We start from the raw sequence: 20851 nt of genomic DNA on the forward strand, positions 1-20851 counted from the left end.
GATGGCGTCGCGGGCAAGGGGCCGCAGCAGAAAATGACGTGCAAACTTTACCGAAGGCAATAATGAAAGTCGAGCTATTTACGATGGGTAAAGAATCAATCTGACAAGCCTTGTTGTTCGATGGCAACGGGCTCGGCCGTGGAGCCCCACAGGCGCCGGCCTCCCAGGTCGAGCCAGGTCAGGTAGAGCCGCAGGTCGAACTCGAGCTGGTGGTAGTGGGGCTCCATCCAGCAGCACAGCTTGTAGAAGGCCTTGTCGTGCTCCTTCTCCTTCAGGTGCGCCAGCTCGTGCACCGCGATCATGCGCAGGAAGGGGAGTGGCGCATCGCGGAACACGCTGGCGATGCGGATCTCGCGCTTGGCCTTCAGGCGGCTGCCCTGCACGCGCGAGATCGCGGTGTGCAGGCCGAGCGCGTGCTGCACGACGTGGAGCTTGCTGTCGAAGGCGACCTTGACCACCGACTCGGCCTGCCGCAGGTACTCGTCCTTCAGCGCCTGCACATAGGCGTAGAGCGTCTTGTCGGTGCGGATGCCATGGGCCCCGGGGTAGCGCTGCAGGAGCACTTCGCCCAGCCGGCCGGCATCGATCAGCTGGCCGACCTGGGCGCGCAGGGTGTCGGGATAGGCGGTGAGGTAGGGTAGCTTGTGCATGGGACCGGCAATGTAACACGTCGCCGGCGTTCGGGTGAGGGCGACACCACGGCGCCAGCCGGCGCCATGGTGTCGCTGGATCGTTGTGGGGAAGCTTCGGCGGGATGCCGCGTCAGCCGGAAGGTGGACCAGGCGGAAGGCTTGCCAGCCGGAGAGCCTGTCAGCGGGAGTGCCTGTCAGCTCTCCTTTTCGCCCTGGCGGTTGCCGGCGTTCTTGGCGGCTGCGGCGGCGCGCTGGGCCGACTGCCGGCTTTCGCCGCCCTTGCGGCCGATGTCGGCCATGTGGGCGCGGTTGCGGCTGACTGCTTCGCCGCCTTTCTGGCCGGCGCGGCGCGCTTCTTCGGAATCGAACTCGTGCGCGGTACCTTTCTGGTGTGCCGCCTGTCCGCCCTTGCTGGCGATTTCACGCTGCTGGTTCTGGTCCATTGCCGCGAAACCGCGCTTGGCCGGCGCCTGGCTGCTGCCCGCGGCGCCCTTCTGGGCGCTACCCTTGCCGTTCTCTTTACTTGTCGCCATGTCGCTCTCCTTGTGTGCCCTGAGGTGTCAAAGTCGAAACTGGAACCGCGAGCGCGTATGGATGCGCTCGTGCCGTTTAGAGAGAAGGCTGAAGCGTTAGTTCCTTCGCGTTGGGGTCGGTTTCGGGACAAGCGACCGTGGCCTGCTAGCGCGGACGCGAACGCCGCTCGCGCAGCCGCTTGGTCCCGCCGTGCAGCAGGCCGCGCGGCTCGACGCCGTCGATCGCGGGCGGGGCCGCGGCGAGGTCCGATTCGAGCTCGGCGCGGCGCGCGCGCAGGCGCAGCCCCAGGGCCAGCTGGTCGGCGCCGGCGCGTGCCAGCGCCGGGAACAGCAGCTTCTCCTCGAAGGCGACGTGGCGTTCCACTTCGTCGGCCAGCACTGCGACGCTGACGTCGAAGAAGTCGTCGTCCGGGAACAGCGTGCCCAACTGCTCGACCAGTTCGCGCATGCTGTCGTGCTCCAGGGCCGCATCGTCGAGCAGGCCGTCCTCGACCGCGCCGCGCAGCGCCGGGTAGAAGAGTTCGTCCTCGAGCATGGCGTGCATGGCCAGCGCATCGCAGAGCTCGTCGACCACGCGCTCGCGCTGCGCTTCTTCTTCGCGGTCGAGCATCGCGAAGGCGTGGAACAGGGAGCGCACCTGCTCATGGTCGGCGCGCAGCAGGGCCAGGATGCCGCCGGGCGGCTCGGCTGAGCCGGTGTCCTTTCGTGAAGAATGAACCATGTTCACCTCGCCGTGCGATGGGGCGCATCAAATCGGCAGTAGACGCGCTACGAGGAGAGAAGTTCATTAAATTATGGGCCGGCTCCTGCGCGGATCAAGAAGCCGCTGAGGCAGACCGGGATCAGGCGTCCGCCACCTTGAGCACCAGCTTGCCGAGGTTCCTGCCTTCGAAGAGCATCAAGAGTGCTTCGGGGAAGCGCTCGAAGCCGTCGACCACGTACTCGATGCTCTTGAGGCTGCCTTCCTGCATCCAGCCCGCGAGCGTACTGACGCCCTCCGCATAGCGCGGCGCATAGTCGAACACGACCATGCCTTCCATGCGCGCGCGGTTCACCAGCAGCGACAGGTAGTTGGCCGGCCCCTTCACCTGGCTGGTGGTGTTGTACTGCGAGATCGCGCCGCAGATGACGATGCGTGCCTTCATGTTGATGCGGGTGAGGACGGCGTCCAGGATCTCGCCGCCGACGTTGTCGAAGTAGACGTCCACGCCCTGCGGGCACTGTTCCTTCAGACCCGCGTGCACGGAACCTGCCTTGTAGTCGATGCAGGCGTCGAAGCCGAGTTGCTCGACCACGAAGCGGCATTTCTCTTCGCCGCCGGCGATGCCGACCACGCGGCAGCCCATCTTCTTCGCCACCTGGCCGACCGTCATGCCGACTGCGCCGGCGGCACCCGAGACCACCACGGTCTCGCCCGGCCTGGGCTGGCCCACCTCGCGCAAGCCGAAGAAGGCGGTCATGCCGGGCATGCCGAGGGTATTCAGCCAGGCCGTCGGCGGGGCAAGGCGCGGGTCGATCCTGGTGAACGCTGCGGTCTTGTCGTCCGCCTGGCCGGACCAGTAGCGCTGCACGCCGGTGCCGCCCGCCACGTGATCGCCCACCGCGAAGCGCGGCGAGCGCGAAGCCACGACCACGCCCAGTCCGCCGGCACGCATGACCTCGCCGATCGCGACGGGACGGATATAGGATTTGCCCTCGTTCATCCAGCCGCGCATGGCCGGGTCGAGCGACAGGTAGAGCACCTTGACGACGATGCCGCCTTCCTCCGCCTCGGGCACGGCTTCCTCGTGGAACTGCCAGTCCTCCTTGCGCGGCAGGCCGAGCGGTCGGGCGGCGAGGCGGAACTGCTGGTTCGGGGGAAAGGCATTGGTCATGAGGGTCTCCGCTAGGTAAGTAGATCGTCAATATTGGCAGCGTGACTATACCGCTTCCGTACCGCCGCTTCTACCGGTCCTGTGCGGCGCGTGCGACAATAGCGGGCTTTCCATCCCTCACGCATACCGATCACTACCTTATGGCTCTCAAGGCAACCATCTACAAGGCCGACCTGTCGATCGCCGACATGGACCGCAACTACTACGGCGACCACGCCCTGACCATCGCACGCCACCCGTCCGAGACCGACGAGCGGGTGATGATCCGGGTGCTGGCCTTCGCGCTCCATGCGGACCCGGCACTCGCCTTCACGAAGGACTTGTTCGACGTCGACGAGCCGGCCATGTGGCAGAAAGACCTGACCGGCGCGATTCAAACCTGGATCGAGGTCGGCCAGCCGGACGAGAAGCGCTTGCTGAAGGCGGCCGGGCGTTCGGAAAAGGTCATCGTGTACAGCTACAGCGCCACCAGCGACATCTGGTTCAAGGGCCTCGCCAAAGGGATCGACCGCGCGAAAAACGTCGCGGTGGTGAACATTCCGAACGAGGCCAGCGTTCAGCTCGAAAAGATGGCGAAGCGGAACATGCAGCTGCAATGCACGATCCAGGACGGCCAGGTGTGGCTGACCGACGGCCTCGATACCGTGCTGGTCGAGCGCGAATACCTGCGCGGCGGACAGTAAAGCTATAATTCCGCATTCACCCATTTTACGTATTGCGCCATGAAACGTTCCTTCCTTGCCCTGCTTGCCAGCTGTGCCTTTTCCGCCTCCGCGTTTGCGCAAGTGACCGTTTCCGAACCCTGGATTCGCGCCACCGTGCCGGCCCAGAAGGTGACCGGCGCCTTCATGCGCGTGCAGTCCACGGCGCCGGCGCGCCTGGTCGGCGTGCAGAGCGAGGTCGCCGGCCGCGCCGAGCTGCACGAGATGGCGATGGAAGGCCAGACCATGCGGATGCGCCGCGTGGAAGCGATCGAGCTCCCGGCCGGGAAGCCGGTCAACCTGGCCAGCGGCGGCTACCACATCATGCTGATGGACCTGAAGCGCCAGGTGAAGGAAGGGGAGAGCGTCGCGCTGACCCTGCAGGTGCAGGATGCCGCGGGCAAGCGCCAGGAAGTGAAGGTGGACGTGCCGGTGAAGCCGCTGACGCACAGCGCGCACGCCGGTCACTGAATTTCGTAGGGTGGGCGGCTACGCCACCCACGCGGTAATAGGTATGGGCCGATTGCCGCGGCCGTGCTGGCGGAGGTTGACCGCGTGGGCGGGAGACCCGCCCGCCCTACCAAACCCGCTTAGCGCGGCGCCGCCGCAATCCGGCGCGCATCCCCCGAGCCCACGACCGACTTGCTGACGCGCGGATCGCCGTAGTAGTTGACGTCGCCCGAGCCGGCGATGGTCATGCTCAGCTCATGGCGCGCCCACACCGTCGCCTCGCCCGAGCCGGCCACGCTGACGCTGGCGTTGTCCGCCTGCACCGCGCCCATGTCCACGGTGCCCGAGCCGCCGATCGATACCGACAGCTTGCGCGCGGTGCCGCCGCCGGCCTTGAAGTCGCCGCTGCCGCCCAGGCTGACCGATACCGAGTCGCTCTCCAGCTTGCGCACGTTGATCTCGCCCGAGCCGCCCAGGTCGATGTTCAGGCGCGGTGCGCGCAGCGCATCCGCATCGACCGAACCCGAACCTCCCAGCGCCAGGCGCTCGATCTGGCGGGCGTTCACGACGATCTTGAGGTTCCTGGTACGCAGGTTCAGGTTGCGCTTGGACGGGCGGATCTTCAGGGTGCCGTTTTCCACCACGGTCTCGATCAGCGGCAGCACGTTGTCGTCGGTTTCGATGGTGACGCCTTCGCTGTCGCCCATGCGCAATTCCAGCTTGCCCGGCACTTCGAGGGCCAGGCCGGTGAAGTGCGATACCTGGCGGGCCTGGCGCTTGATGCTGCCGTTGCCCTCGACGCGTTCGCCGCCGAAGGACCAGCTGGCGGCCATGGACGGGGTAGCCGTCGTGGCAAGACCGGCGGCGAGGGCGGCGGCCACGAGGGTGGGAAGGAGAATGGCGCGCAGGAAGCCGGTCGGGCGGGAAGAGGTCTTGGTCATGCTTGTCTCCTGTTGAAGCGTTTGTCGATGCTGCCATCCTAGGCAAGGGCCGGGCCCGCTGCATCCCGGATGCGACGAACGGCACAGTTTACCGTCCAGAATGCACGCTGGCGTGACAGTCCGTCAGGCTTCATGCAGGATGGATGCCTATCCCGAACGCGCGGTTTGCACTAGAATCGTGCGCTTTTTGCGCCGGATTGCGTCCGGTGGAGCTAGCAATGAACCTGATTCTCTTACTGATGGCCTTTTGCGTCGGCATGGCCATGTCGGTCCAGGCGGCCGTTAATACCCAGCTGGCGGCCTCGATCGGCGCCAATTCGGTGGTCGCCGCCCTGGTGTCCTTCGGCTGCGGCACCGTCGTGCTTGCCGGGGTCGCCGTCTCGCGCGGCGGGCTGGGCCCGACCTTCGCGGCACTCAGCGGCCAGCCGCTGTGGAAGTTCGCCGGCGGTTTCCTGGGGGCGGCCTTCGTCTTCGGCACGGTGTTCCTGGCGCCGCGCATCGGCCTGCTGAGCCTGATCGTGCTGGTGATCGCGGGCCAGCTGATCACCTCGATGGCGATCGACCACTTCGGTCTGGTCAACATGGCGATGCGCAAGGTCTCCGGCGTGCGCGTGCTGGGCGCCTGCGTGGTGGCGCTGGGCGTGGCGATCACCCTGTTCGGCGACCGCGTCGTTGCAGCTTTCGGACGCTAGCCGACCTGCTGAGCAATTTTTATTTCAGATTTGCAATCTTCCGGAGATGCATGGTTTTATAATGTCCGGCACCGTTTAACTTTTTACACGTGCCGGCCAGATGGAATACCACCAGTCTTCGCAGATCCCCACCCTGTCGTACATCGAGAACGAAGACCACCCGGTATTCGGTACCCTGGTCGAGCAGATCCTGCACCTGCTGAATTCGCGCCTGGTGTTCTCGGACATCATCATCCACCAGAACAGCCCGCTGATGCTGCGCCAGCCGAAGGGCCTGGTGGCGGTAACCGATTCGCCCATCACCAAGGAAGAGCTGGAAGAATTCTTCGACGTCATCGAGCCGAACTGGGCCGAGCGTATCGCGGTGCGCGCGTTCGACCGCTCGATCGACCTGCACACCGCGCGCATCCGTGCCAACTGCTTCAGCTTCCAGGGCAAGAAGCGCCTCGGCTGCGTGATCCGCCGCTTCCCGAAGGAGCCGCTGGCGCTCTCCGAACTGGGCCTGTGGAAGGATGAGCAGGAATTTGCTTGCCTGAACAGCGGTCTCGTCTTGATCATCGGCGATACCTGCCAGGGCAAGTCGACCACGATCGCGTCGATGATCGACGAGATCAACAAGCAGCGCTCGGGCCACATCATCACCATCGAAGACCCGGTCGAGACCCTGATCCCGCAGCGCAAGTGCATCATCACGCAGCGCGAAGTCGGCGAGGACGCCGACGTGGCCAGCTACTACCTGGGCGCGCTGGACGCGCTGCGCGAGCGCCCGGACGTGATCGTGATCGGCGAGATCCGCGACGCCGAGACCGCGCAGGAAGCCCTGGCCCTGGCCGAATCCGGCCCGCTGGTGCTGGCCACCTTGCACGCGCGCTCTACCGAACTGGGCCTGCAGAAGATGCTGCGCCTGCTCGGCAATTCGGACGCCCAGGCCCAGGCCCTGGCGCACGCCCTGCGCGGCGTGTTGTGCCAGGCGCTGCTGCCGTCAAGGGAGGGCAACCGCTACCACCTGGCCACCGAATGCCTGACCCCCAGCAGCACCGTGATGCGCATGCTGGAGTCGGGCGACGTCGGCGCCATCCGCGCCCACATGAACGCGGGCCGCGATCCGGGCTGCCACACCATGAACGCCTCGCTCGAGCAACTGCTGGCGGCGCACAAGGTGCGGGTGGAGGATGCGCGCAACGCCACCACCGATCGGGTGGGCTTCGCGGACATGGTCTGATGCGGCTGCCGCCGCGGCCATCAACATTCCTGAAGGCCGCGGGGGAAAGGTGATTGGACCGGCGACGGCCCGCCCCGTACCCTGCCAGCTCGTTCTTACAAGGAGGAGTCATGGCTCATACCGTCAACATCGTCAACGCCTTCGTGGATGCAGCAGAAGGCGGGAACCCCGCGGGCGTCGTGCTGGACGCCGATGCGCTCTCGAGCGGCGAGAAGCTGCGCATCGCCCAACTGGTCGGCCTGTCCGAAACGGCCTTCGTCTCGCGCTCGCACGCGGCCGACATCAAGCTCGAATTCTTCACGCCCAGCCGCCAGATCGCTCACTGCGGCCATGCCACCGTCGCCACCTTTTCGCTGCTGGCGCAACGTGGACTGGTCACCGGGCCGGAGTCGTCCAAGGAAACCATCGATGGCACCCGCCGTATCCTGCTGCGCGGAGACGCCGCCTTCATGGAACAGCGCGCGCCCGAATACGTCGACGAGGCGGACTTCGTCCCGGGCGCCGGTGCCGGGCGCATCCTGGCCAGTCTGGGCCTTGGCCCGGACGACGTCGCCGCGCCGCCCTGCGTGGTGGCTACCGGCAACCGCTTCGTGCTGGTCCACGTGCGTTCCGAAGCGGTGCTGGCGGGGCTGGCCACGGACATGGCCGAGATCGCGGCCGTCAGCGCCGCCTTCGGCGCGATCGGCTATTACGTCTTCGCCACCACCGACGGCGAATTCGCCGCCACCGCCCGCATGTTCGGGCCGCACTACGGCATCGAGGAAGAGGCCGCGACCGGGATGGCGGCCGGACCGCTGGCCTGCTACCTCTACGACCGCGCCGGGCTCAAGCACTCCACGCTGCTGATCCGGCAGGGCGCGCACATGGCGCCGCCGTCGCCCTCGCGCATCACGGTCGAGCTGCAGCTGGAGGGCGGGCGTATTACCGGGCTGTTCGCGGGAGGCGAGGCCAGGCTGGCCAGCACGGTGACGGTGATGTGACGCTCAATCCTGCCAGGCCCGTCGTATCGCCCGCTGCGCCACGCGCAGCAGGCCCGGCTTGGCCGGCGACTGGGCGGAGACGAAGTGCATGCCCGCTTCCACCACGATGCCGTCCAGCGCGCACACGTCGCCCGTGGAATAGGCGTCCAGCATGTCGCGGCGCACCAGCGACAGCCCGGCTTCCTGTCCCACCAGTTCGAGCAGCAGCGACTCCTGGTCGGTGCGCAGCCCCGGTGCGAAGCTGCGGCCGTGGGCGGCGAACAGCGCGGTGGTCAGCTTGTGGAAGGAGCAGTCGTCCGAGGTGCCGATCCATGGCAGGGCGAGGGCAGCCTCGAGGCCACCTGCTTCGATACGCTCGCGCCAGGCGGCGGGGTAGCCGACCACGAACTCGACCGGGGCGAGGAGCGTGGCGTCGATCGCCAGCCCTTCCAGCTTCCCTTCGACGAAACCGGCGTCGAACACCCCATCCTCGATATTCTTCAGTACCGCGCCCGAGGTCGTCTGCACCAGCGAGATGGCAACGTGGGGCGCGGCTTCGCGCATGTGGCGCAAGAAAGCCGGCAGGCGGAGAAAAGCGGGCTCGTTGACGGTGCCGATCACCAGTTCTCCCGCGATCTCGCCGTTCAAGGTATTGGCTTCGTCGCGAATGGCCTCGACCGCATGCAGGGCGCGCTTGGCATGCACGAACACCGCTTCGCCTGCCGGCGTCAGCGTCATGCCCCGCGCGTGGCGCTCGAACAGGCGCACCCGCAATTCCTCTTCCAGCTGCTTGACGTGGGCGCTGATGGCCGGCTGGCTCAGGTGCAGCAGCTCGGCCGCCCGCGCCACCGTCCCGCAGCGTGCGATCGTGACCAATGACTTCAACTGGTGGATATCCATGGGTGCCGTGTTCGATGAGCGGTGAGCCGCATTAGGGAAGATTCTACACAGCCTGGCGGCATTTCTCCGGCCGGCCGCGGGCCCTCAGCAATCCTGAGCCTGCTGGGAGAAAAGTGATTGGACCCCCAGGCCGCTGCTTCGTAGAGTAGGGACTGCGCTTCCCGCGGCAGCGGCCGCCCGTCTGTCCTGGGCCGCTGTCTTCCGGCCAGCGTCGTGCCGGCCGTTTCTTCTTCGCGCGAAGCCGCAGGCTTCCCTATGCAATGGTGCATAGGGAGCTTGCCGTTCTACGTGTTTTCATTGCGTTATAGCATAGATATCCTGTCCTGCATCCCGTCGCCGGTTTTCATCACGAAAGAATAATCAATGGCATTCAAGCACCTCCTGCTCGGCATCCTCGTCACCGCGATCTGGGGCGCCAATTTTTCGGTCATCCAGCTCGGCCTGGCCGACGTCGATCCCTTCGCCCTTGCATGCGCACGCTTTGCCTTGAGCGCCTTTCCGCTGATCCTGCTGGTGCCGCGTCCCGCGACCGGCCTGCGATACGTGGCCGGCTACGGCGCGCCGCTCGCCGCCTGGTGGCAGCGCAGGCAGGCCGTGTCCATCCGCTAGCACTGCTGCGCACTGGCCGGGCCATGTCCGCTGCGGCCGAGCTTCAGGAGCCGCCTGCTACCCGGCAGGCGCGGCTGCTTCTCAGGGCGATGAGGCGCCTTCCCTTGCCTCGTTCACCGGCGAAAAGTAAATCCGGTTCTGGCTCATCGCGACGTAGACACGGTGGCGCCGCAGGAAATCGGTGCCGAGCACCAGCATTTCGCCCGAGAGGTCCATGTTCATCAAGCGCAGGTCGACATTCTTGATCTCGAGCTCGCCGATCGACATCCGGGGCACCGGCACCTTCCAGACCGGCTGCTGGCGGTCGCGCCAGCTTTTCACCGGAGCCTCGCGCGTCGCGCCTTCCGACTCGGGGCTCAGGCCCATGCGCTGCGCGGTGAACAGGTCCACGTAGGAGTGCGTGGTGACGGTCGAGATGACGGCATTGATGTCCTGGCCGTTGATGCGGACCTTGAACCAGGGCCGCAGGTCCTTTCTCAGCGGGTGGACCTCGAAAGGCACCGAGGGGGTCTTCCGGTCCCAGTAGGCGAGCGACGCCCGCAGGCAGCCGCGCGGCTTGAAAAGCTTCAGGTAGCCCCCGGCCAGCGCGATCTCGACGTCGGTGCGGAACAGGTAGTTCGCCCCGATCTTGGCGCCGACGCCGTCGTCCTGCAGGTCGTCGACGGCGAACCAGGCATTCCTGTACTCGTTCGGGCCGAGCGCGACGTGGTCGAGACGCGCATTCGCCACCTGGACGCCGACGTAGTTGCTCTCCGAGAGATTCACCTTGACGCCGAAACCTTCGAGCGTCTTCCTGTCCAGCGAGGTCGCTTGCTGGGCGCCGGTATCGATCAGGGCCGGCACCGCGTGACCGTTGATACGCGCCTCGACGAGCGGCACCGCGTCGCCCCTGAAGCTCAGCGGCAAGGTCGACGGTTCGCCCGGCTGGCAGCCAGCTGGCAGCGCCTGGGCCGAAGCCGGGAAGGGCAGTGCAGCGAGGGCGAGGAGGGAGAAGCCGAAACGGCGGGCAAAGCAGGATACGGTGGTATGCATGGGATCAGGCCGGTTGTGGGAGCGAGCGCGATTGTACGGGTGTTTCCGGCGTAAGGGCTCGTTGTCGCCGATACGCCACGGCCGCCTCATGGTGAAGACCCCGGTCGACTGGCTGCTGCCTGCGCTACCCCTGCCCGAAGCGCAGGCAGTGCAGTTCAGGCCGGTGCGCAAGCGCTAGGGCTTCCACACGTATTGGACGAGGGTCCAGGCGTCGACCGCCTTGCCCTCGAGCAGCGCCGGATGAAAACTGCATGTCGCGATCCCGGCGCGGGCCGCCTCGTCCAGGTCCGGGTAGCCCGACGAGGTGACGACCCGCGAGTCCTTGACCGTACCGTCGGCGCCGATCAGGAAGCGCAGCGTCACCGTCCCCTGGTGGTTCCGCCTGAGCGCTTCTTCGGGGTAGACCGGCGGGGAGCAGCTGTCGTACCTGATCGACCCTGGCGCGTTGGGGGCGAGCTTGACCGGCCCGATCTTGTCCGTGCCGGCCGCGCTTGCCCATCCGGCGAGGCAGGAGAGGGCGAGGGCGGTGGCGAAGCCTGCGAATCCTTCCCTGGATGACATGCGCTCTCCTTTGTGGGATGACGCATCGCCTGCAAGGACAGGCGATGCGCTTAGTTACCGCTTGCTTCCGGCTTATTTGTCGATCAGCACCGGCTCGTCGAAGCCCAGCTCCTTCATCCGCGGCAGCTGGGTCTTGGCATCGCCCACCACCAGCCACACCATCTTCGACGGATCCAGGTACTTCTGCGACAGGGCCTGCACCTGCGGCAGCGTCATCGACTTGACGGTGCGCTCGCGGTCCTTGACGTAGTCGGCGCGCCAGCCGTACTTACTGATGTTGTCGAGCATGTCCAGCTTGGCGGAGGCCGTCTCGAAGGCGCGGGCATTGCTCTTGACGAGGAAGTTCCTGGTCGTCTCCAGGTCGGCTGCCGAGTAGGTCGGGGCATAGTCCTGCAGGATCTTCTTCACCAGCTGGGTCGATTCGAGCGTGACGTTGCTGCGTACGCCGCTGGCGATGATGAAAGGCCCGGCGCTCTTGCTGCCGGCGAAGCTCGAGCGGATGCCGTAGGTGTAGCCTTTGCCTTCACGCAGTTCCTGGGTCAGGCGCGAGGCGAAGCCGCCGCCGCCCAGGATGTAGTTGGCAACGACCGCCGGGTAGTAGTCCGGGTCGGTCGCCGCCAGCGCGCGGTAGCCGATGTGCAGCACCGACTGCTTCGCATCCGGCACGTCGACGAAATAGACCTTGCCGCCGGCCTGGCTGCCCGCGGCGGTCGATGCAGGCGCATCCGCCACGACCTTGACCGGCTTGGCCTTCCATGCACGGCTGAGCGCAGCCAGCGGGCGTGCCACGGCGTCCTTCGGCAGGGCGCCGATCACATGCATGCGCGCCACGGACGGCGACAGGTTGGCGCGGTACCAGGCCTTCAGGTCGTCGATGGTGATGGCATTGACGGTATCGGCGGTGCCGAGGATGTTGCGCGAACGGAGATCGTCCTTGCCGTAGATGAGCTTGTTGAAATTGCTGCTTGCGAGCGCGTTCGGATCGGCCTCCTGCTGGCGGATCTGGCTCAGCACGCTCTGCTTGACCAGGGCAAACTCCTTCTCGTCCCAGCGCGGCTCGAGCAGGATCTCCTGCACCAGGTCGACCGTCGCCGCGTAGTTGCGGGCGAGGGTGGTCACGCTGATGCGCACGTCCTCAAGGCGGGCGAACACGTTGATGCTCGCGCCCAGCTGCTGGATGGCTTCTTCCAGTTCCTGCGGGGTCTTGCGGGCGGTGCCCTGCGTCATCATGCGCGCCGTCAGGTTGGCCACGCCGACCTTCTCGGGATCGTCGAGCAGCAGGCCGCCGTCGACGGCGATGTCGAACTGCACCAGCGGCACTTCCTTGTTCTCGATGCCGTAGACGCGCATGCCGTTGGCGAGCCTGGTGTCCCATACCCGCGGTACCTTCACGCTTGGTGCCGCGCCGTAGGGCGGTTCCTTGCTGCGGTCGAAGCTGGACGGGGTGCGGGTGTAGTCGGCGTTCGCGCTCGGGTCGACCGCGCCTTCCGCTCCCTGCACGACCTTTTCCTCGACGACGTCGGCCTTGCCGGAACCGCGCAGGGCCAGGTCCAGCTTGCCCTTCGGGACGAAGCTGGTCGCGACATAGGGCTTGCCCTTGATGTAGGTGTCGTATACGCGGCGCACGTCGGCGCTGGTGACGGCCAGCGTCTTCCTGACGCCTTCCTCCACATAGCCCGGGTTGCCGGTCAGGTAGTTGTATTCGGCGAGCAGGGCGGATTTGCCGAGCACGCTGGACACCGAGTTGTAGAAACGGGTCTCGAGGCCGGCCTTGATGCGGTTCAGGTCGCGTTCAGGGATGCCTTCGCGCTCGAATTTGGCGAAGGCCTGCTCGACCGCAGCAGCCACCTCGTCGAGGGGCTTGCCCTCGAAGGCGCGCACGCGCAGCATGAACTGGCCCGCCAGTTCGGCCGCCTGGTTCCCGATCTGGACACTGGGCGCCAGCTTGCTGTCTTCGACCAGCACCTTGTAGAAGGGCGCGCGCTTGGTCTGCGACAGGTATTCGGCCAGCACTTCGAGCGCATACGAATCCGGATGCAGGTCCTCGACGGTCGGCCAGGCCATGGTCAGCTCGGGCAGCTTGGCGAAATTGTCTTCGTGGGCCAGCTTGACGGTCTGCTTCACCACGCCGGGACGCTTGGCCATCGCCTCGATCGGCGCGCCGCGCTTGATCTCGGAAAAATACTTCTCGACCCACTTGCGCGCCTGGGTAGGATCGAAGTCGCCCGCGATGACCAGGGTCACGTTGTTCGGCACGTACCACAGGCGGAAGAATTCCTTGACGTCGTCGAGGGTGGCGTTCTGCAGGTCGTCGAGGGAGCCGATCACCTGCCAGTTATAAGGGTGGTCGGCCGGATACAGGGCCTTGTTGATGACGTAGCGGGTGTGGCCGTAGGGGGCGTTGTCCACGCCCTGGCGCTTCTCGTTCTTGACGACCTGCTTTTCCTTGGCCAGCACTGGATCGGTGACGGTGTTGATGAACCAGCCGAGCTTGTCCGCTTCGGCCCAGATCATTTTCTCGAGCGCGTCCTTGGGGACCGTCTGCAGGTAGTTGGTGCGGTCCTGCGAGGTCGAGCCGTTGGCACCGGATCCGCCGATGCGCGCGCTCATCTTGTCGAGGCCGCCCTTGCCGAGGTTTTCCGATTCCAGGAACAGCAGGTGCTCGAACAGGTGGGCGAAACCGGTGCGGCCTGCCTTCTCGCGGGCCGAGCCCACGTGCGCCGTCAGGTTCACGGCCACTACCGGGTCGGAGCGGTCGATATGGAAGATCACATCCAGGCCGTTGGGCAGGGTGAACTTCTGGTAATCCACCTTCAGGCCGGCCGCCTGGCTGGACACCGCCGGCTTGGCGGCGTGTGCGGGGACCAGGGCGGTCGACGTGAAGCACGCGGCCAGCAGGAGGGGCAGGGGAGACATCTTCATGCAATCGGATCCTTACAATAGGGAATGGGCGCGAGGCCATCAGTGCTGGATGGTATTGTAATTTCCTGATCGCTACAATCGCTGCCGAACTTTTTACTGGCTGACTTTGGCAGGCATGCACTCCATCCGCAGCGTATGCGGCGCGGCGCCATTGGCTGCAGCGCGACTTCGGGGCTCCACTCGAAGCCGCCCGGATTGCTGAGGTCACCGATCGTGAAGCGGGCGAACATGGTCGGCTTGTCGACGAAATACTGGCCGAGGGCGAAGGGGACGAATTCGGAGGGGTAGTTCCGGATATCGACGATCAGGCCCTTGGTGTTTGCAGCTCGTTCCATATAGCCCGGAATGTCGGCACGCTTGACAGCGCATTGCGCAGCGCAGGGCTCAGCAGGCGCGTATCGTCCAGCCACGTCAGGTTCGGCGGCAACTGGAAGTCTTGCTGGTTCCATGTCGCACATGGCTTGCAATCGGCAACCGGACCTAGCTGGACAATCCAGCGGTGCGGGATGGCGTCCACAGTTTCACGATCCTTTGCCGCCAGGAGCTCGGGGAGCAGCTTCAACAGCGCGAAGTCCCACTGGCGTTGGCCGCCGGTCACCGCGGGATGGTGATACTTCGGGAACCCCACACCTTGCCGGCCGCCGCAAGGTTCTCGACCTGCAGCGGGCTCAAGGCGTGGAGGCTGATGCCGGAGCCGGCCTTGAAGTCGTATTCGCCCGTAGCGGCAGCGTGATCGACCTGGGCGAACGCCATCGGCGCCGCGAATACGGTGAAGACAAAGGCGCTGCGCATGAGGTGTTTGTGCATGAAGCCGGCTTTCGTCGTTGCTTGGACCATTCTTGTTGAAGTTACCAGAACAAAACGGCTTGAACATCGCGGGTTATCACTGGGCTCAACAATGCGCCATGCCATTTGCATTATCGATAAGATTGGGCCAAGCCAATCGAGGAAGGACAACGCCGATGTCTTCTCAAGCCACGGTCAGTGCGAGCTACCGGAGCCCGCCAGGCCTGCTGCATACCATCCTGCTTGCCGGGTCCGTCCCCCTGTTTCTCGGCGCTTTGCTGAGCGACATCGCCTATTACAATACCTACCAGATCCAGTGGAACAACTTCGCATCCTGGCTGCTTGCCGGCGCCGAGCTGCTCAGCGGGCTGGCCCTCCTGTTCGCGCTGATGAACCTGCTGCGGGCCAAGCGCAAGGCCGGGCGCCCCATGACCTACTTCCTGGTGCTGCTTGCAACGTGGGTAGTGGGACTGCTCAACTCCTTCGAGCATGCGAAAGACGCCTGGGCCTCGATGCCGACCGGCATGGTGCTGTCGATCGTCGTTACCGTGTTGAGCCTGGCCGCGGCCTGGCTGGGACTCGGTCCGCAAGCCGGCCCACGTCACGGGGGAGCGCAATGAAGCCGTCATCCACCTTCGCATGCCTGGGCATGCTGCTCCTGCTGGGCGCCTGCAGCAAGGAAGGCGGCAAGCTGGCCCACGGTCCCGATCCCGAACTGCCCGCGCCTGAACGCGGCCTGCTGCCGGACATGAAGATCGCCGAGCCGGTGGAATGGGGCAAGCAGAAGCCGACCGTGCCCCAGGGTTATAGCGTCACCGCGATTGCGACCGGCCTGAAGATCCCGCGCCAGACCTTGGTCCTGCCGAATGGCGACATCCTGGTGGCGGAAGGGCGTGGCGGCAACGCTGCCAAGCTCAAGCCCAAGGACGTGATCGCCGGCTATATCAAGGCAAAGGGCAATACCAAGGTCAAGGGTGGCGACCGCCTGACCCTGTTGCGCGATGCCGATGGCGACGGCGTGTACGAACTGCAGACCGTGTTCGCCGACAAGCTGAATGCCCCCTACGGCCTGGCCTTCTTCGACAACAAGCTCTACGTCGCCAACCAGGACGAGCTGGTGCGCTTCGACTACACTGAAGGCCAGACCCAGGCCGGCGGACCGCCGACGAGTGTCACCAAGCTGCCTTCCGAGATCAACCACCACTGGACCAAGGCGCTCACGATCAGCCCCGACGGTCGCTTCCTGTACGTGGGCATCGGCTCGAACAGCAATATCACCGAGCGCGGCATGGAAGCCGAAGTCGACCGCGCCATGGTGTGGCAGGTCGATGCCGCCACGGGAGCGTACAAGCCCTATGCGACTGGCCTGCGCAACCCGACGGCCCTGGCGATCCAGCCGGGCAGCGGACAGCTGTGGGCGGTGGTCAATGAACGTGACGAGATCGGGCCGGACCTGGTACCGGACTACCTGACCTCGGTGCGCCCAGGGGCCTTCTATGGCTGGCCGTACAGCTATTGGGGGCAGAACGTCGACACGCGCGTCAAGCCGGGGGATCCGAAGAAGGTTGCCGCCGCCGTCAAGCCGGACTACAGCCTGGGCGCGCACGTCGCCGCGCTCGGCTTGGCGTTCTCGCTGCCGGCGATGGGCCCGGCCTATGCCGACGGCGTCTTCGTCGGCGAGCACGGCAGCTGGAACCGTGCCGATCCGGTCGGCTACAAGGTGATCTTCGTACCGTTCAGGAATGGACGTCCATCCGGCGAGCCGGTCGACTTCGTCACCGGCTTTCGCGATGCCGACGGGAAGACGCGCGGGCGGCCCGTGGGCGTCACCGTCGATCCGCGTGGTGCGCTCATCGTCGCGGACGATCTGTCCAATACCGTGTGGCGGGTGATCCCGAGCCGCTGAGGGGCAGGGCAGCGGAGTGCATATGTATGCGGGTACAATGTTTACTTCGCTGCAACATCATATTCGCTTCACGCCGCAATGCCCCATTTGAAACAACAAGCCGCCAGACAGCTGGGCCACGTCGGGATCACGACTATCGCCTTCCTCGGCCTGAACTGGCTCAATGAGCTGGTATTCATCCAGTTCGAGCAAAGCAGCGGGATCAACTGGGTATTTCTCCCAGCCGGCATCCGGCTGCTGGCCACGCTGCTGTTCGGGTTTGCCGGATTCGTCGGCCTGCTGCTGGCTGGCTTCTACCTCAACTTCCACCATTTCGCGTTCCAGGACGAGGCCCGCGCCGTGTATGGCGCGGTCGCCGGGGCCGGCGGGCCCTACCTGGCCTATCTGTTCGCCAAGCACTGGTTCGACCTGGGGCCGCGTCTCGGGAACCTGACAGCAGGTCGGCTCCTGTTCACCGGGGTCTTATGTGGAATCATGAGTCCCGCATTCCACCATGCCTTCATGTGGGTACAGACCGGGCTGGTGGACTGGACCGCACTGGCGGCAATGATCACCGGCGATATCGTCGGCATCCTGATCGTGCTCACCCTCGCGAAGGGGCTGATCACGCTGACCGATCCGCGCGATGTGGATGCCCACCTCAGGTAAGAACCCTGCCACTAGTCGAGCGGCACGCTGCGGTAACGGTTGACGTCCGGCGCCGTGACCTTTGCCGCCGCATTGCCCCAGCTCGCGCGCACATAGGTCAGCACGGCGGCCACCTGCGCGTCGTCCAGCTCGTGGCTGTAGGGCGGCATCCCGTAGGGGCGCGGATTGCCGGCCGTGCCGGGAGGAAAGCCGCCGTGCAGCACCATCCGGATTGCATTCACGGCAGGCGTGAGCGTCACCGCGCGGTTGCCGGCCAGCGGGGGATAGGCCGGGGCCTTCCCCTTGCCGTCGGCGCCATGGCACTCCACGCAGTAGCGGCCGTACAGGCGCCGGCCCTCGGCCAGCAGCGGCTCGCTCGCGCGCTCGCCGCTGTCCGCCGGTGTCGTGTCCGTTGCGGGCAGCGACTTCAGGTAGGTCGCCATCGCACTCAGGTCGGAGCCGTTCAGGTGCTGCAGGCTGCGCGCCACCACCTCGGCCATCGGCCCGGTCGCCGAGCCGCGCGGCGATACGCCAGTCTGCAGCAGGGCGACGATGTGTTCCTTGTCCCAGTCGCCCAGGCCCACTTCGCCGCCCGCGGTCAAGGACGGCGCATACCAGCCGATGGTCGGAATCAGGCCGCCCGAGAGCGTGTCGCCGGCCGCGCCGAGCCGGTTGCGCGTGCTGTGGCATGCGCTGCAGTGGCCCAGGCCGTTGACCAGGTAGGCGCCGCGGTTCCATTCGGCGTCGCGTCCCGGCTGGGGCGTGAATACGGCCGGCCTGAAATACAGCAGGCGCCATCCGGCCAGCAGGGCCTGCTGGTCGTAGGGAAAGTCCAGTTCGTGCGGCGGGGTCAAGCGGCGCCGGGGCGCCAGGCTGCGGAAATAGGCGAACATGGCATCCGAATCGGTGCGCGAGATCCGGGTGTAGTTGGTGTACGGGAAGGCAGGGTAGAGCAGGCGGCCGTCACGCGACTTGCCGTTGTGCAGGGCATTCCAGAAGTCGTCGGCGGACCAGCGCCCGATGCCGGTTTCCAGGTCCGGTGTGAGGTTCGGGCCGTAGAGGCGGCCGAAGGGCGTGTCGAGCGCGCGTCCGCCTGCATATTCCGGGCCGCCGCGCGCGGTGTGGCAGGCCACGCAATCGCCCGCACGCGCGAGGTAGGCCCCGCGTGCGATGTTCTCGGGCGTCGGCGCCCATGCGGCGGGCGAGGTCGAGGGAATGAATTCTTCGCGCGGCCAGGCGAGGGCCGCGACCAGGAGGGCAATGGCGGCGACGACGGTCGATACCAGGGCAAGTTTTTTCATCGCGCCTCCGGTGCGCTGCCGCAGGCCAGCGGCAGGGGACGGGCGACGGGCGTGTCCGGGCGCGGGTCGGCAGGCATGGGCTGGGCAGCCAGCCAGTGCGAGACGGCGTTCACGTCTTCGAGCGACAGGCGGGCGGTGATCTCGGCCATGCAGTCCGGTGCATGGGCGCGGCGCGCCTTGTTGCGCCAGGCGCCGAACTGCGCGTTCACGTAGTCGCGCGGCAGGCCGAGCAGGCCGGGGATCGCGGGCTCGACCCCGGTCAGGCGCTGGCCGTGGCAGGCGATGCAGGCCGGCAGCTTGCGCGCGCTGTCGCCCTGCATGACCAACTGGCGACCCCGCTCCAGCAGCTGCGCAGGAACAGGGGCAGCCTCGGCCGCGTGCGCCGTCGGCGGCTGGGCCGCAAAGTGGCCGGCGATCTCGCGCAGGTAGGGGTCGGGCAGGTGATCCACCAGGTAGGTCATGAGCGGGTACTGGCGCCGGCCCTCGCGGAAGTTGAGCAGCTGGTTGTACAGGTAGCCGGCCGGCTTGCCGGCGATGCGCGGGAAGTAGCTGTCGTTCACCGGATTGCCGCGCGCATCGACGCGCGCATGGCAGGAGGTGCAGGCGAGCAGGCGCTGGGCCAGGGTGTCCGGCACCCGGGCGCCATGGTCGGCCTGTATCGCGGCCTGTGGCGCGGCCTGCAGCGCGCCCGCGGACAGGATCAGGACTGCGAACAGCATGCGGCGTCGACTCATGGATGAACGCGGCAGTAGCAATGCCGGAAGTGATCTGGTCCAGTGGACTAGGTGATCTGCTCCAGTGGAGCAGATCACAGTCCAGCGGACCAGATCGCGGGCGGCGAAGCCAAGCACCCTACGAAGCGCGCCGCGGGGGCGGGCTGCTGTCGTCGGCCGGCGGGTTGGCGAGCCAGTAGCGATACAGGCGCAGCGCCACGTGGGCATCGTCGGCCGCGTACAGCACCTGCTTCTCGCTCAACTGGGGCAGGGCCCAGTTGGTGGTGGTGATGCGGCGCGACTTTTGCAGGCGCTGGCCGAAGAAGCGCGCCACCGCGGTCTTGGCACCGAGCGTGTTGCGCTCGCCGCGCCGGCGCATGGCCGTCGCCAGGTCCAGCACCTTGCGCGCATCGATGCCGAGCTTGCTGCGCAGGCGTTTCAGGTCGTCGCCCAGCCCGAAGCCGACCTTCAGGATGCTGTCCGATTCGAGCACGGGCTTGAGCACTTCCAGGGCGGTCTGCGCGCTGGCGGCGCTGCCGATCTGGAACAGATAGGCCAGCTCGTCGGTGGCCAGCTGCACCAGGTGTGGGCCGGTCGAGACCTCGCCCTTGGAGAAGGTGGGCTTGGATTCGGTGTCGAAGCCGACCACGTCGGCTTGCGACAGTGCCGCCAGCGCGGCCGCCGCCTCGACGGGCGTGCGCACGATGCGCACGTCCGCCAGGCGGATGCCTTCGTAGGGCGGCAGCAGTTCGTCGGGATCGGCGACGCTCGGACCGGACATCAGTTGCGCGAGAACTTGGCCGCGAGGGCGTTGAGCTTTTCCTGGCGCTGGCGGTCCGCCTCTTCGGCTGCGGCGGCTTCGCGCTCGGCCTTCTTGCGCTCGGCTTCCTTCTTGAAACGCTCCTGCAGTTGCTCCTTGGCGTGCTGGCGGTGGGTGTCGGTCACTTCGGCGCCCGGGGTGCCGTCGAGGTTGTAGCGCACCTTGGCTTTTTCCATGGCGCGCAGGTAGCGCATCGAGCCGGTGTGGATGCCGAGCGCAGCCCGCATGAGCTTGCGGTTCAGGTCCGGCATGCGCGCCAGCAGCTGCTTGTCGATGCCGATCGCCAGCGGCAGGCAGTCGCGGAAGGCCGGGAACTCCTGCTGCAGCTGCTTGAGCAGGGCACGCGCCGACGGGGCGGGGGTGCCGGCGGCAGCCGCTGCAGGGGCGGGCGCCTGTACGGCAGGCTCGTCGGCTGCCGCGTCAGTTGCCGCGTCAGTTGCCGCGCTATCGGTCGCGTTATCGGTCGCGCCGCTCGTCCCCTTGTCCTGTGCAGGTGCCGGGATGGTTGCCTCCACGGACGGCGAATCCGGCGTGTCAGGAGTGGCAGGAGCGGTGGTGTCGACGGTATCGGCAGCGGTAGTGGTATTCATTGACTTCATTGTAAGAACGGGAAAGCGAAGGATAGCACGGCGCCCGTACGCCAGTGCGGGCCGTATTGTACTTGTTTCAT

24 protein-coding genes are annotated in these 20851 nt (G+C 66.3%); 9 read left to right on the forward strand and 15 right to left on the reverse strand.

Translation table 11 applies throughout. From position 1 onward, the window contains the following. Window positions 1-95 precede the first annotated feature (95 nt). The 4 genes from MA09_RS15585 to MA09_RS15600 form a co-directional block, all read right to left on the reverse strand. The gene (locus MA09_RS15585; RefSeq protein WP_036250411.1) at window positions 96-650 is read right to left on the reverse strand and encodes a M48 family metallopeptidase; all 555 of its coding nucleotides are present in this window, start codon (window positions 648-650) and stop codon (window positions 96-98) included. A 176-nt stretch (window positions 651-826) separates the two neighbouring features. After that, a complete protein-coding gene (locus MA09_RS15590) occupies window positions 827-1165 on the reverse strand; it encodes a KGG domain-containing protein (protein ID WP_036250415.1) in 339 nt (112 codons plus the stop codon). Window positions 1166-1310: 145 nt separating this feature from the next. After that, entirely contained in the window at window positions 1311-1886 is a 576-nt protein-coding gene (locus MA09_RS15595; protein ID WP_051933501.1) for a hemerythrin domain-containing protein, read from the reverse strand. Between the two features lie 121 nt (window positions 1887-2007). Then, on the reverse strand, window positions 2008-3039 hold the full coding sequence (locus tag MA09_RS15600; protein WP_036250417.1) for an NADP-dependent oxidoreductase: 1032 nt from the start codon (window positions 3037-3039) through the stop codon (window positions 2008-2010). Window positions 3040-3179: 140 nt separating this feature from the next. On the opposite strand from MA09_RS15600, the gene MA09_RS15605 reads away from it, so the two are divergent. Both MA09_RS15605 and MA09_RS15610 read left to right on the forward strand, forming a co-directional pair. Then, on the forward strand, window positions 3180-3722 hold the full coding sequence (locus tag MA09_RS15605) for a YaeQ family protein (protein ID WP_036250419.1): 543 nt from the start codon (window positions 3180-3182) through the stop codon (window positions 3720-3722). Between the two features lie 39 nt (window positions 3723-3761). Next, window positions 3762-4211 carry a copper chaperone PCu(A)C gene (locus tag MA09_RS15610; protein WP_036250421.1) on the forward strand — a complete coding sequence of 150 codons (450 nt, stop codon included), beginning with the start codon at window positions 3762-3764 and terminating at the stop codon, window positions 4209-4211. Window positions 4212-4330: 119 nt separating this feature from the next. On the opposite strand, the gene MA09_RS15615 is transcribed toward MA09_RS15610, so the two are convergent. Further along, the gene (locus MA09_RS15615) at window positions 4331-5131 is read right to left on the reverse strand and encodes a head GIN domain-containing protein (protein WP_036250424.1); all 801 of its coding nucleotides are present in this window, start codon (window positions 5129-5131) and stop codon (window positions 4331-4333) included. Window positions 5132-5349: 218 nt separating this feature from the next. On the opposite strand from MA09_RS15615, the gene MA09_RS15620 reads away from it, so the two are divergent. From MA09_RS15620 to MA09_RS15630, 3 genes are all read left to right on the forward strand, one after another. Beyond that, window positions 5350-5823, forward strand: coding sequence for a DMT family transporter (locus tag MA09_RS15620; RefSeq protein ID WP_036250426.1), 474 nt, complete (start codon window positions 5350-5352; stop codon window positions 5821-5823). 100 nt (window positions 5824-5923) lie between these two features. Next, complete coding sequence (locus MA09_RS15625) at window positions 5924-7045, forward strand: type IV pilus twitching motility protein PilT (protein WP_036250428.1); 1122 nt, start codon at window positions 5924-5926, stop codon at window positions 7043-7045. A gap of 110 nt (window positions 7046-7155) precedes the next feature. Next, on the forward strand, window positions 7156-8025 hold the full coding sequence (locus MA09_RS15630; RefSeq protein ID WP_036250431.1) for a PhzF family phenazine biosynthesis protein: 870 nt from the start codon (window positions 7156-7158) through the stop codon (window positions 8023-8025). A gap of 3 nt (window positions 8026-8028) precedes the next feature. Here MA09_RS15630 and MA09_RS15635 read toward each other — a convergent pair whose 3' ends face one another. Further along, a complete protein-coding gene (locus MA09_RS15635; RefSeq protein ID WP_036250433.1) occupies window positions 8029-8904 on the reverse strand; it encodes a LysR family transcriptional regulator in 876 nt (291 codons plus the stop codon). 363 nt (window positions 8905-9267) lie between these two features. Between MA09_RS15635 and MA09_RS15640 the strand changes: the two genes are divergently transcribed. Then, the gene (locus MA09_RS15640; protein ID WP_036250435.1) at window positions 9268-9513 is read left to right on the forward strand and encodes a hypothetical protein; all 246 of its coding nucleotides are present in this window, start codon (window positions 9268-9270) and stop codon (window positions 9511-9513) included. Between the two features lie 81 nt (window positions 9514-9594). Here the strand turns inward: MA09_RS15640 and MA09_RS15645 are convergent, their stop codons facing one another. From MA09_RS15645 to MA09_RS15665, 5 genes are all read right to left on the reverse strand, one after another. Beyond that, window positions 9595-10545, reverse strand: coding sequence for a retroviral-like aspartic protease family protein (locus tag MA09_RS15645; protein WP_036250437.1), 951 nt, complete (start codon window positions 10543-10545; stop codon window positions 9595-9597). Between the two features lie 174 nt (window positions 10546-10719). Beyond that, on the reverse strand, window positions 10720-11106 hold the full coding sequence (locus MA09_RS15650; RefSeq protein WP_081897625.1) for an energy transducer TonB: 387 nt from the start codon (window positions 11104-11106) through the stop codon (window positions 10720-10722). 72 nt (window positions 11107-11178) lie between these two features. Next, window positions 11179-14028, reverse strand: coding sequence for a pitrilysin family protein (locus tag MA09_RS15655; protein ID WP_200883077.1), 2850 nt, complete (start codon window positions 14026-14028; stop codon window positions 11179-11181). After that, the gene (locus tag MA09_RS15660; RefSeq protein WP_161783229.1) at window positions 14025-14477 is read right to left on the reverse strand and encodes a hypothetical protein; all 453 of its coding nucleotides are present in this window, start codon (window positions 14475-14477) and stop codon (window positions 14025-14027) included. The genes MA09_RS15655 and MA09_RS15660 overlap by 4 nt, the downstream gene beginning before the upstream one ends. A 145-nt stretch (window positions 14478-14622) precedes the next feature. Continuing rightward, window positions 14623-14835 (reverse strand): hypothetical protein, encoded by a 213-nt coding sequence (locus MA09_RS15665; protein WP_152594676.1) that lies wholly within the window; start codon window positions 14833-14835, stop codon window positions 14623-14625. Window positions 14836-14990: 155 nt separating this feature from the next. Between MA09_RS15665 and MA09_RS15670 the strand changes: the two genes are divergently transcribed. The 3 genes from MA09_RS15670 to MA09_RS15680 all read left to right on the forward strand — a co-directional run bounded on the left by MA09_RS15670 (window position 14991) and on the right by MA09_RS15680 (window position 17368). Beyond that, window positions 14991-15434, forward strand: a complete 444-nt coding sequence (locus tag MA09_RS15670; protein ID WP_036250441.1) for a DUF2231 domain-containing protein — start codon at window positions 14991-14993, stop codon at window positions 15432-15434. Beyond that, window positions 15431-16720: a sorbosone dehydrogenase family protein gene (locus tag MA09_RS15675; RefSeq protein WP_036250443.1), complete on the forward strand. Its 1290-nt coding sequence runs from the start codon at window positions 15431-15433 to the stop codon at window positions 16718-16720. The genes MA09_RS15670 and MA09_RS15675 overlap by 4 nt, the downstream gene beginning before the upstream one ends. Window positions 16721-16807: 87 nt before the next feature. Continuing rightward, complete coding sequence (locus MA09_RS15680; RefSeq protein ID WP_051933502.1) at window positions 16808-17368, forward strand: hypothetical protein; 561 nt, start codon at window positions 16808-16810, stop codon at window positions 17366-17368. An 11-nt stretch (window positions 17369-17379) separates the two neighbouring features. On the opposite strand, the gene MA09_RS15685 is transcribed toward MA09_RS15680, so the two are convergent. The 4 genes from MA09_RS15685 to MA09_RS24195 all read right to left on the reverse strand — a co-directional run bounded on the left by MA09_RS15685 (window position 17380) and on the right by MA09_RS24195 (window position 20519). After that, window positions 17380-18648: a cytochrome c gene (locus tag MA09_RS15685; protein WP_036250444.1), complete on the reverse strand. Its 1269-nt coding sequence runs from the start codon at window positions 18646-18648 to the stop codon at window positions 17380-17382. Further along, window positions 18645-19382 (reverse strand): cytochrome c553, encoded by a 738-nt coding sequence (locus MA09_RS15690; RefSeq protein ID WP_036250445.1) that lies wholly within the window; start codon window positions 19380-19382, stop codon window positions 18645-18647. Before MA09_RS15690 ends, MA09_RS15685 begins: the two co-directional genes overlap by 4 nt. Before the next feature lie 118 nt (window positions 19383-19500). Continuing rightward, a complete protein-coding gene (locus MA09_RS15695) occupies window positions 19501-20142 on the reverse strand; it encodes a 3'-5' exonuclease (RefSeq protein WP_051933503.1) in 642 nt (213 codons plus the stop codon). Beyond that, window positions 20142-20519 carry a ProQ/FINO family protein gene (locus MA09_RS24195; protein ID WP_229440754.1) on the reverse strand — a complete coding sequence of 126 codons (378 nt, stop codon included), beginning with the start codon at window positions 20517-20519 and terminating at the stop codon, window positions 20142-20144. The genes MA09_RS15695 and MA09_RS24195 overlap by 1 nt, the downstream gene beginning before the upstream one ends. Window positions 20520-20851 lie beyond the last annotated feature (332 nt).

This window comes from Massilia sp. BSC265 (genome assembly GCF_000740675.1).
In the GTDB taxonomy this organism is placed as follows: domain Bacteria; phylum Pseudomonadota; class Gammaproteobacteria; order Burkholderiales; family Burkholderiaceae_D; genus Telluria.

Excerpts from the sequence above, each read along its gene's own strand:
- MA09_RS15605 (WP_036250419.1), top strand. The coding sequence starts at position 3,180 with ATGGCTCTCAAGGCAACCATCTACAAGGCCGACCTGTCGATCGCCGAC.
- MA09_RS15615 (WP_036250424.1), bottom strand. The coding sequence starts at position 5,131 with ATGACCAAGACCTCTTCCCGCCCGACCGGCTTCCTGCGCGCCATTCTC.
- MA09_RS15620 (WP_036250426.1), top strand. The coding sequence starts at position 5,350 with ATGAACCTGATTCTCTTACTGATGGCCTTTTGCGTCGGCATGGCCATG.
- MA09_RS15675 (WP_036250443.1), top strand. The coding sequence starts at position 15,431 with ATGAAGCCGTCATCCACCTTCGCATGCCTGGGCATGCTGCTCCTGCTG.
- MA09_RS15585 (WP_036250411.1), bottom strand. The coding sequence starts at position 650 with ATGCACAAGCTACCCTACCTCACCGCCTATCCCGACACCCTGCGCGCC.
- MA09_RS15635 (WP_036250433.1), bottom strand. The coding sequence starts at position 8,904 with ATGGATATCCACCAGTTGAAGTCATTGGTCACGATCGCACGCTGCGGG.
- MA09_RS15655 (WP_200883077.1), bottom strand. The coding sequence starts at position 14,028 with ATGAAGATGTCTCCCCTGCCCCTCCTGCTGGCCGCGTGCTTCACGTCG.
- MA09_RS15670 (WP_036250441.1), top strand. The coding sequence starts at position 14,991 with ATGTCTTCTCAAGCCACGGTCAGTGCGAGCTACCGGAGCCCGCCAGGC.
- MA09_RS15595 (WP_051933501.1), bottom strand. The coding sequence starts at position 1,886 with ATGGTTCATTCTTCACGAAAGGACACCGGCTCAGCCGAGCCGCCCGGC.
- MA09_RS15685 (WP_036250444.1), bottom strand. The coding sequence starts at position 18,648 with ATGAAAAAACTTGCCCTGGTATCGACCGTCGTCGCCGCCATTGCCCTC.
- MA09_RS15590 (WP_036250415.1), bottom strand. The coding sequence starts at position 1,165 with ATGGCGACAAGTAAAGAGAACGGCAAGGGTAGCGCCCAGAAGGGCGCC.
- MA09_RS15650 (WP_081897625.1), bottom strand. The coding sequence starts at position 11,106 with ATGTCATCCAGGGAAGGATTCGCAGGCTTCGCCACCGCCCTCGCCCTC.
- MA09_RS15625 (WP_036250428.1), top strand. The coding sequence starts at position 5,924 with ATGGAATACCACCAGTCTTCGCAGATCCCCACCCTGTCGTACATCGAG.
- MA09_RS15695 (WP_051933503.1), bottom strand. The coding sequence starts at position 20,142 with ATGTCCGGTCCGAGCGTCGCCGATCCCGACGAACTGCTGCCGCCCTAC.
- MA09_RS15600 (WP_036250417.1), bottom strand. The coding sequence starts at position 3,039 with ATGACCAATGCCTTTCCCCCGAACCAGCAGTTCCGCCTCGCCGCCCGA.
- MA09_RS15665 (WP_152594676.1), bottom strand. The coding sequence starts at position 14,835 with ATGCACAAACACCTCATGCGCAGCGCCTTTGTCTTCACCGTATTCGCG.
- MA09_RS15660 (WP_161783229.1), bottom strand. The coding sequence starts at position 14,477 with ATGGAACCAGCAAGACTTCCAGTTGCCGCCGAACCTGACGTGGCTGGA.
- MA09_RS15610 (WP_036250421.1), top strand. The coding sequence starts at position 3,762 with ATGAAACGTTCCTTCCTTGCCCTGCTTGCCAGCTGTGCCTTTTCCGCC.
- MA09_RS15645 (WP_036250437.1), bottom strand. The coding sequence starts at position 10,545 with ATGCATACCACCGTATCCTGCTTTGCCCGCCGTTTCGGCTTCTCCCTC.
- MA09_RS15690 (WP_036250445.1), bottom strand. The coding sequence starts at position 19,382 with ATGAGTCGACGCCGCATGCTGTTCGCAGTCCTGATCCTGTCCGCGGGC.
- MA09_RS15630 (WP_036250431.1), top strand. The coding sequence starts at position 7,156 with ATGGCTCATACCGTCAACATCGTCAACGCCTTCGTGGATGCAGCAGAA.
- MA09_RS15640 (WP_036250435.1), top strand. The coding sequence starts at position 9,268 with ATGGCATTCAAGCACCTCCTGCTCGGCATCCTCGTCACCGCGATCTGG.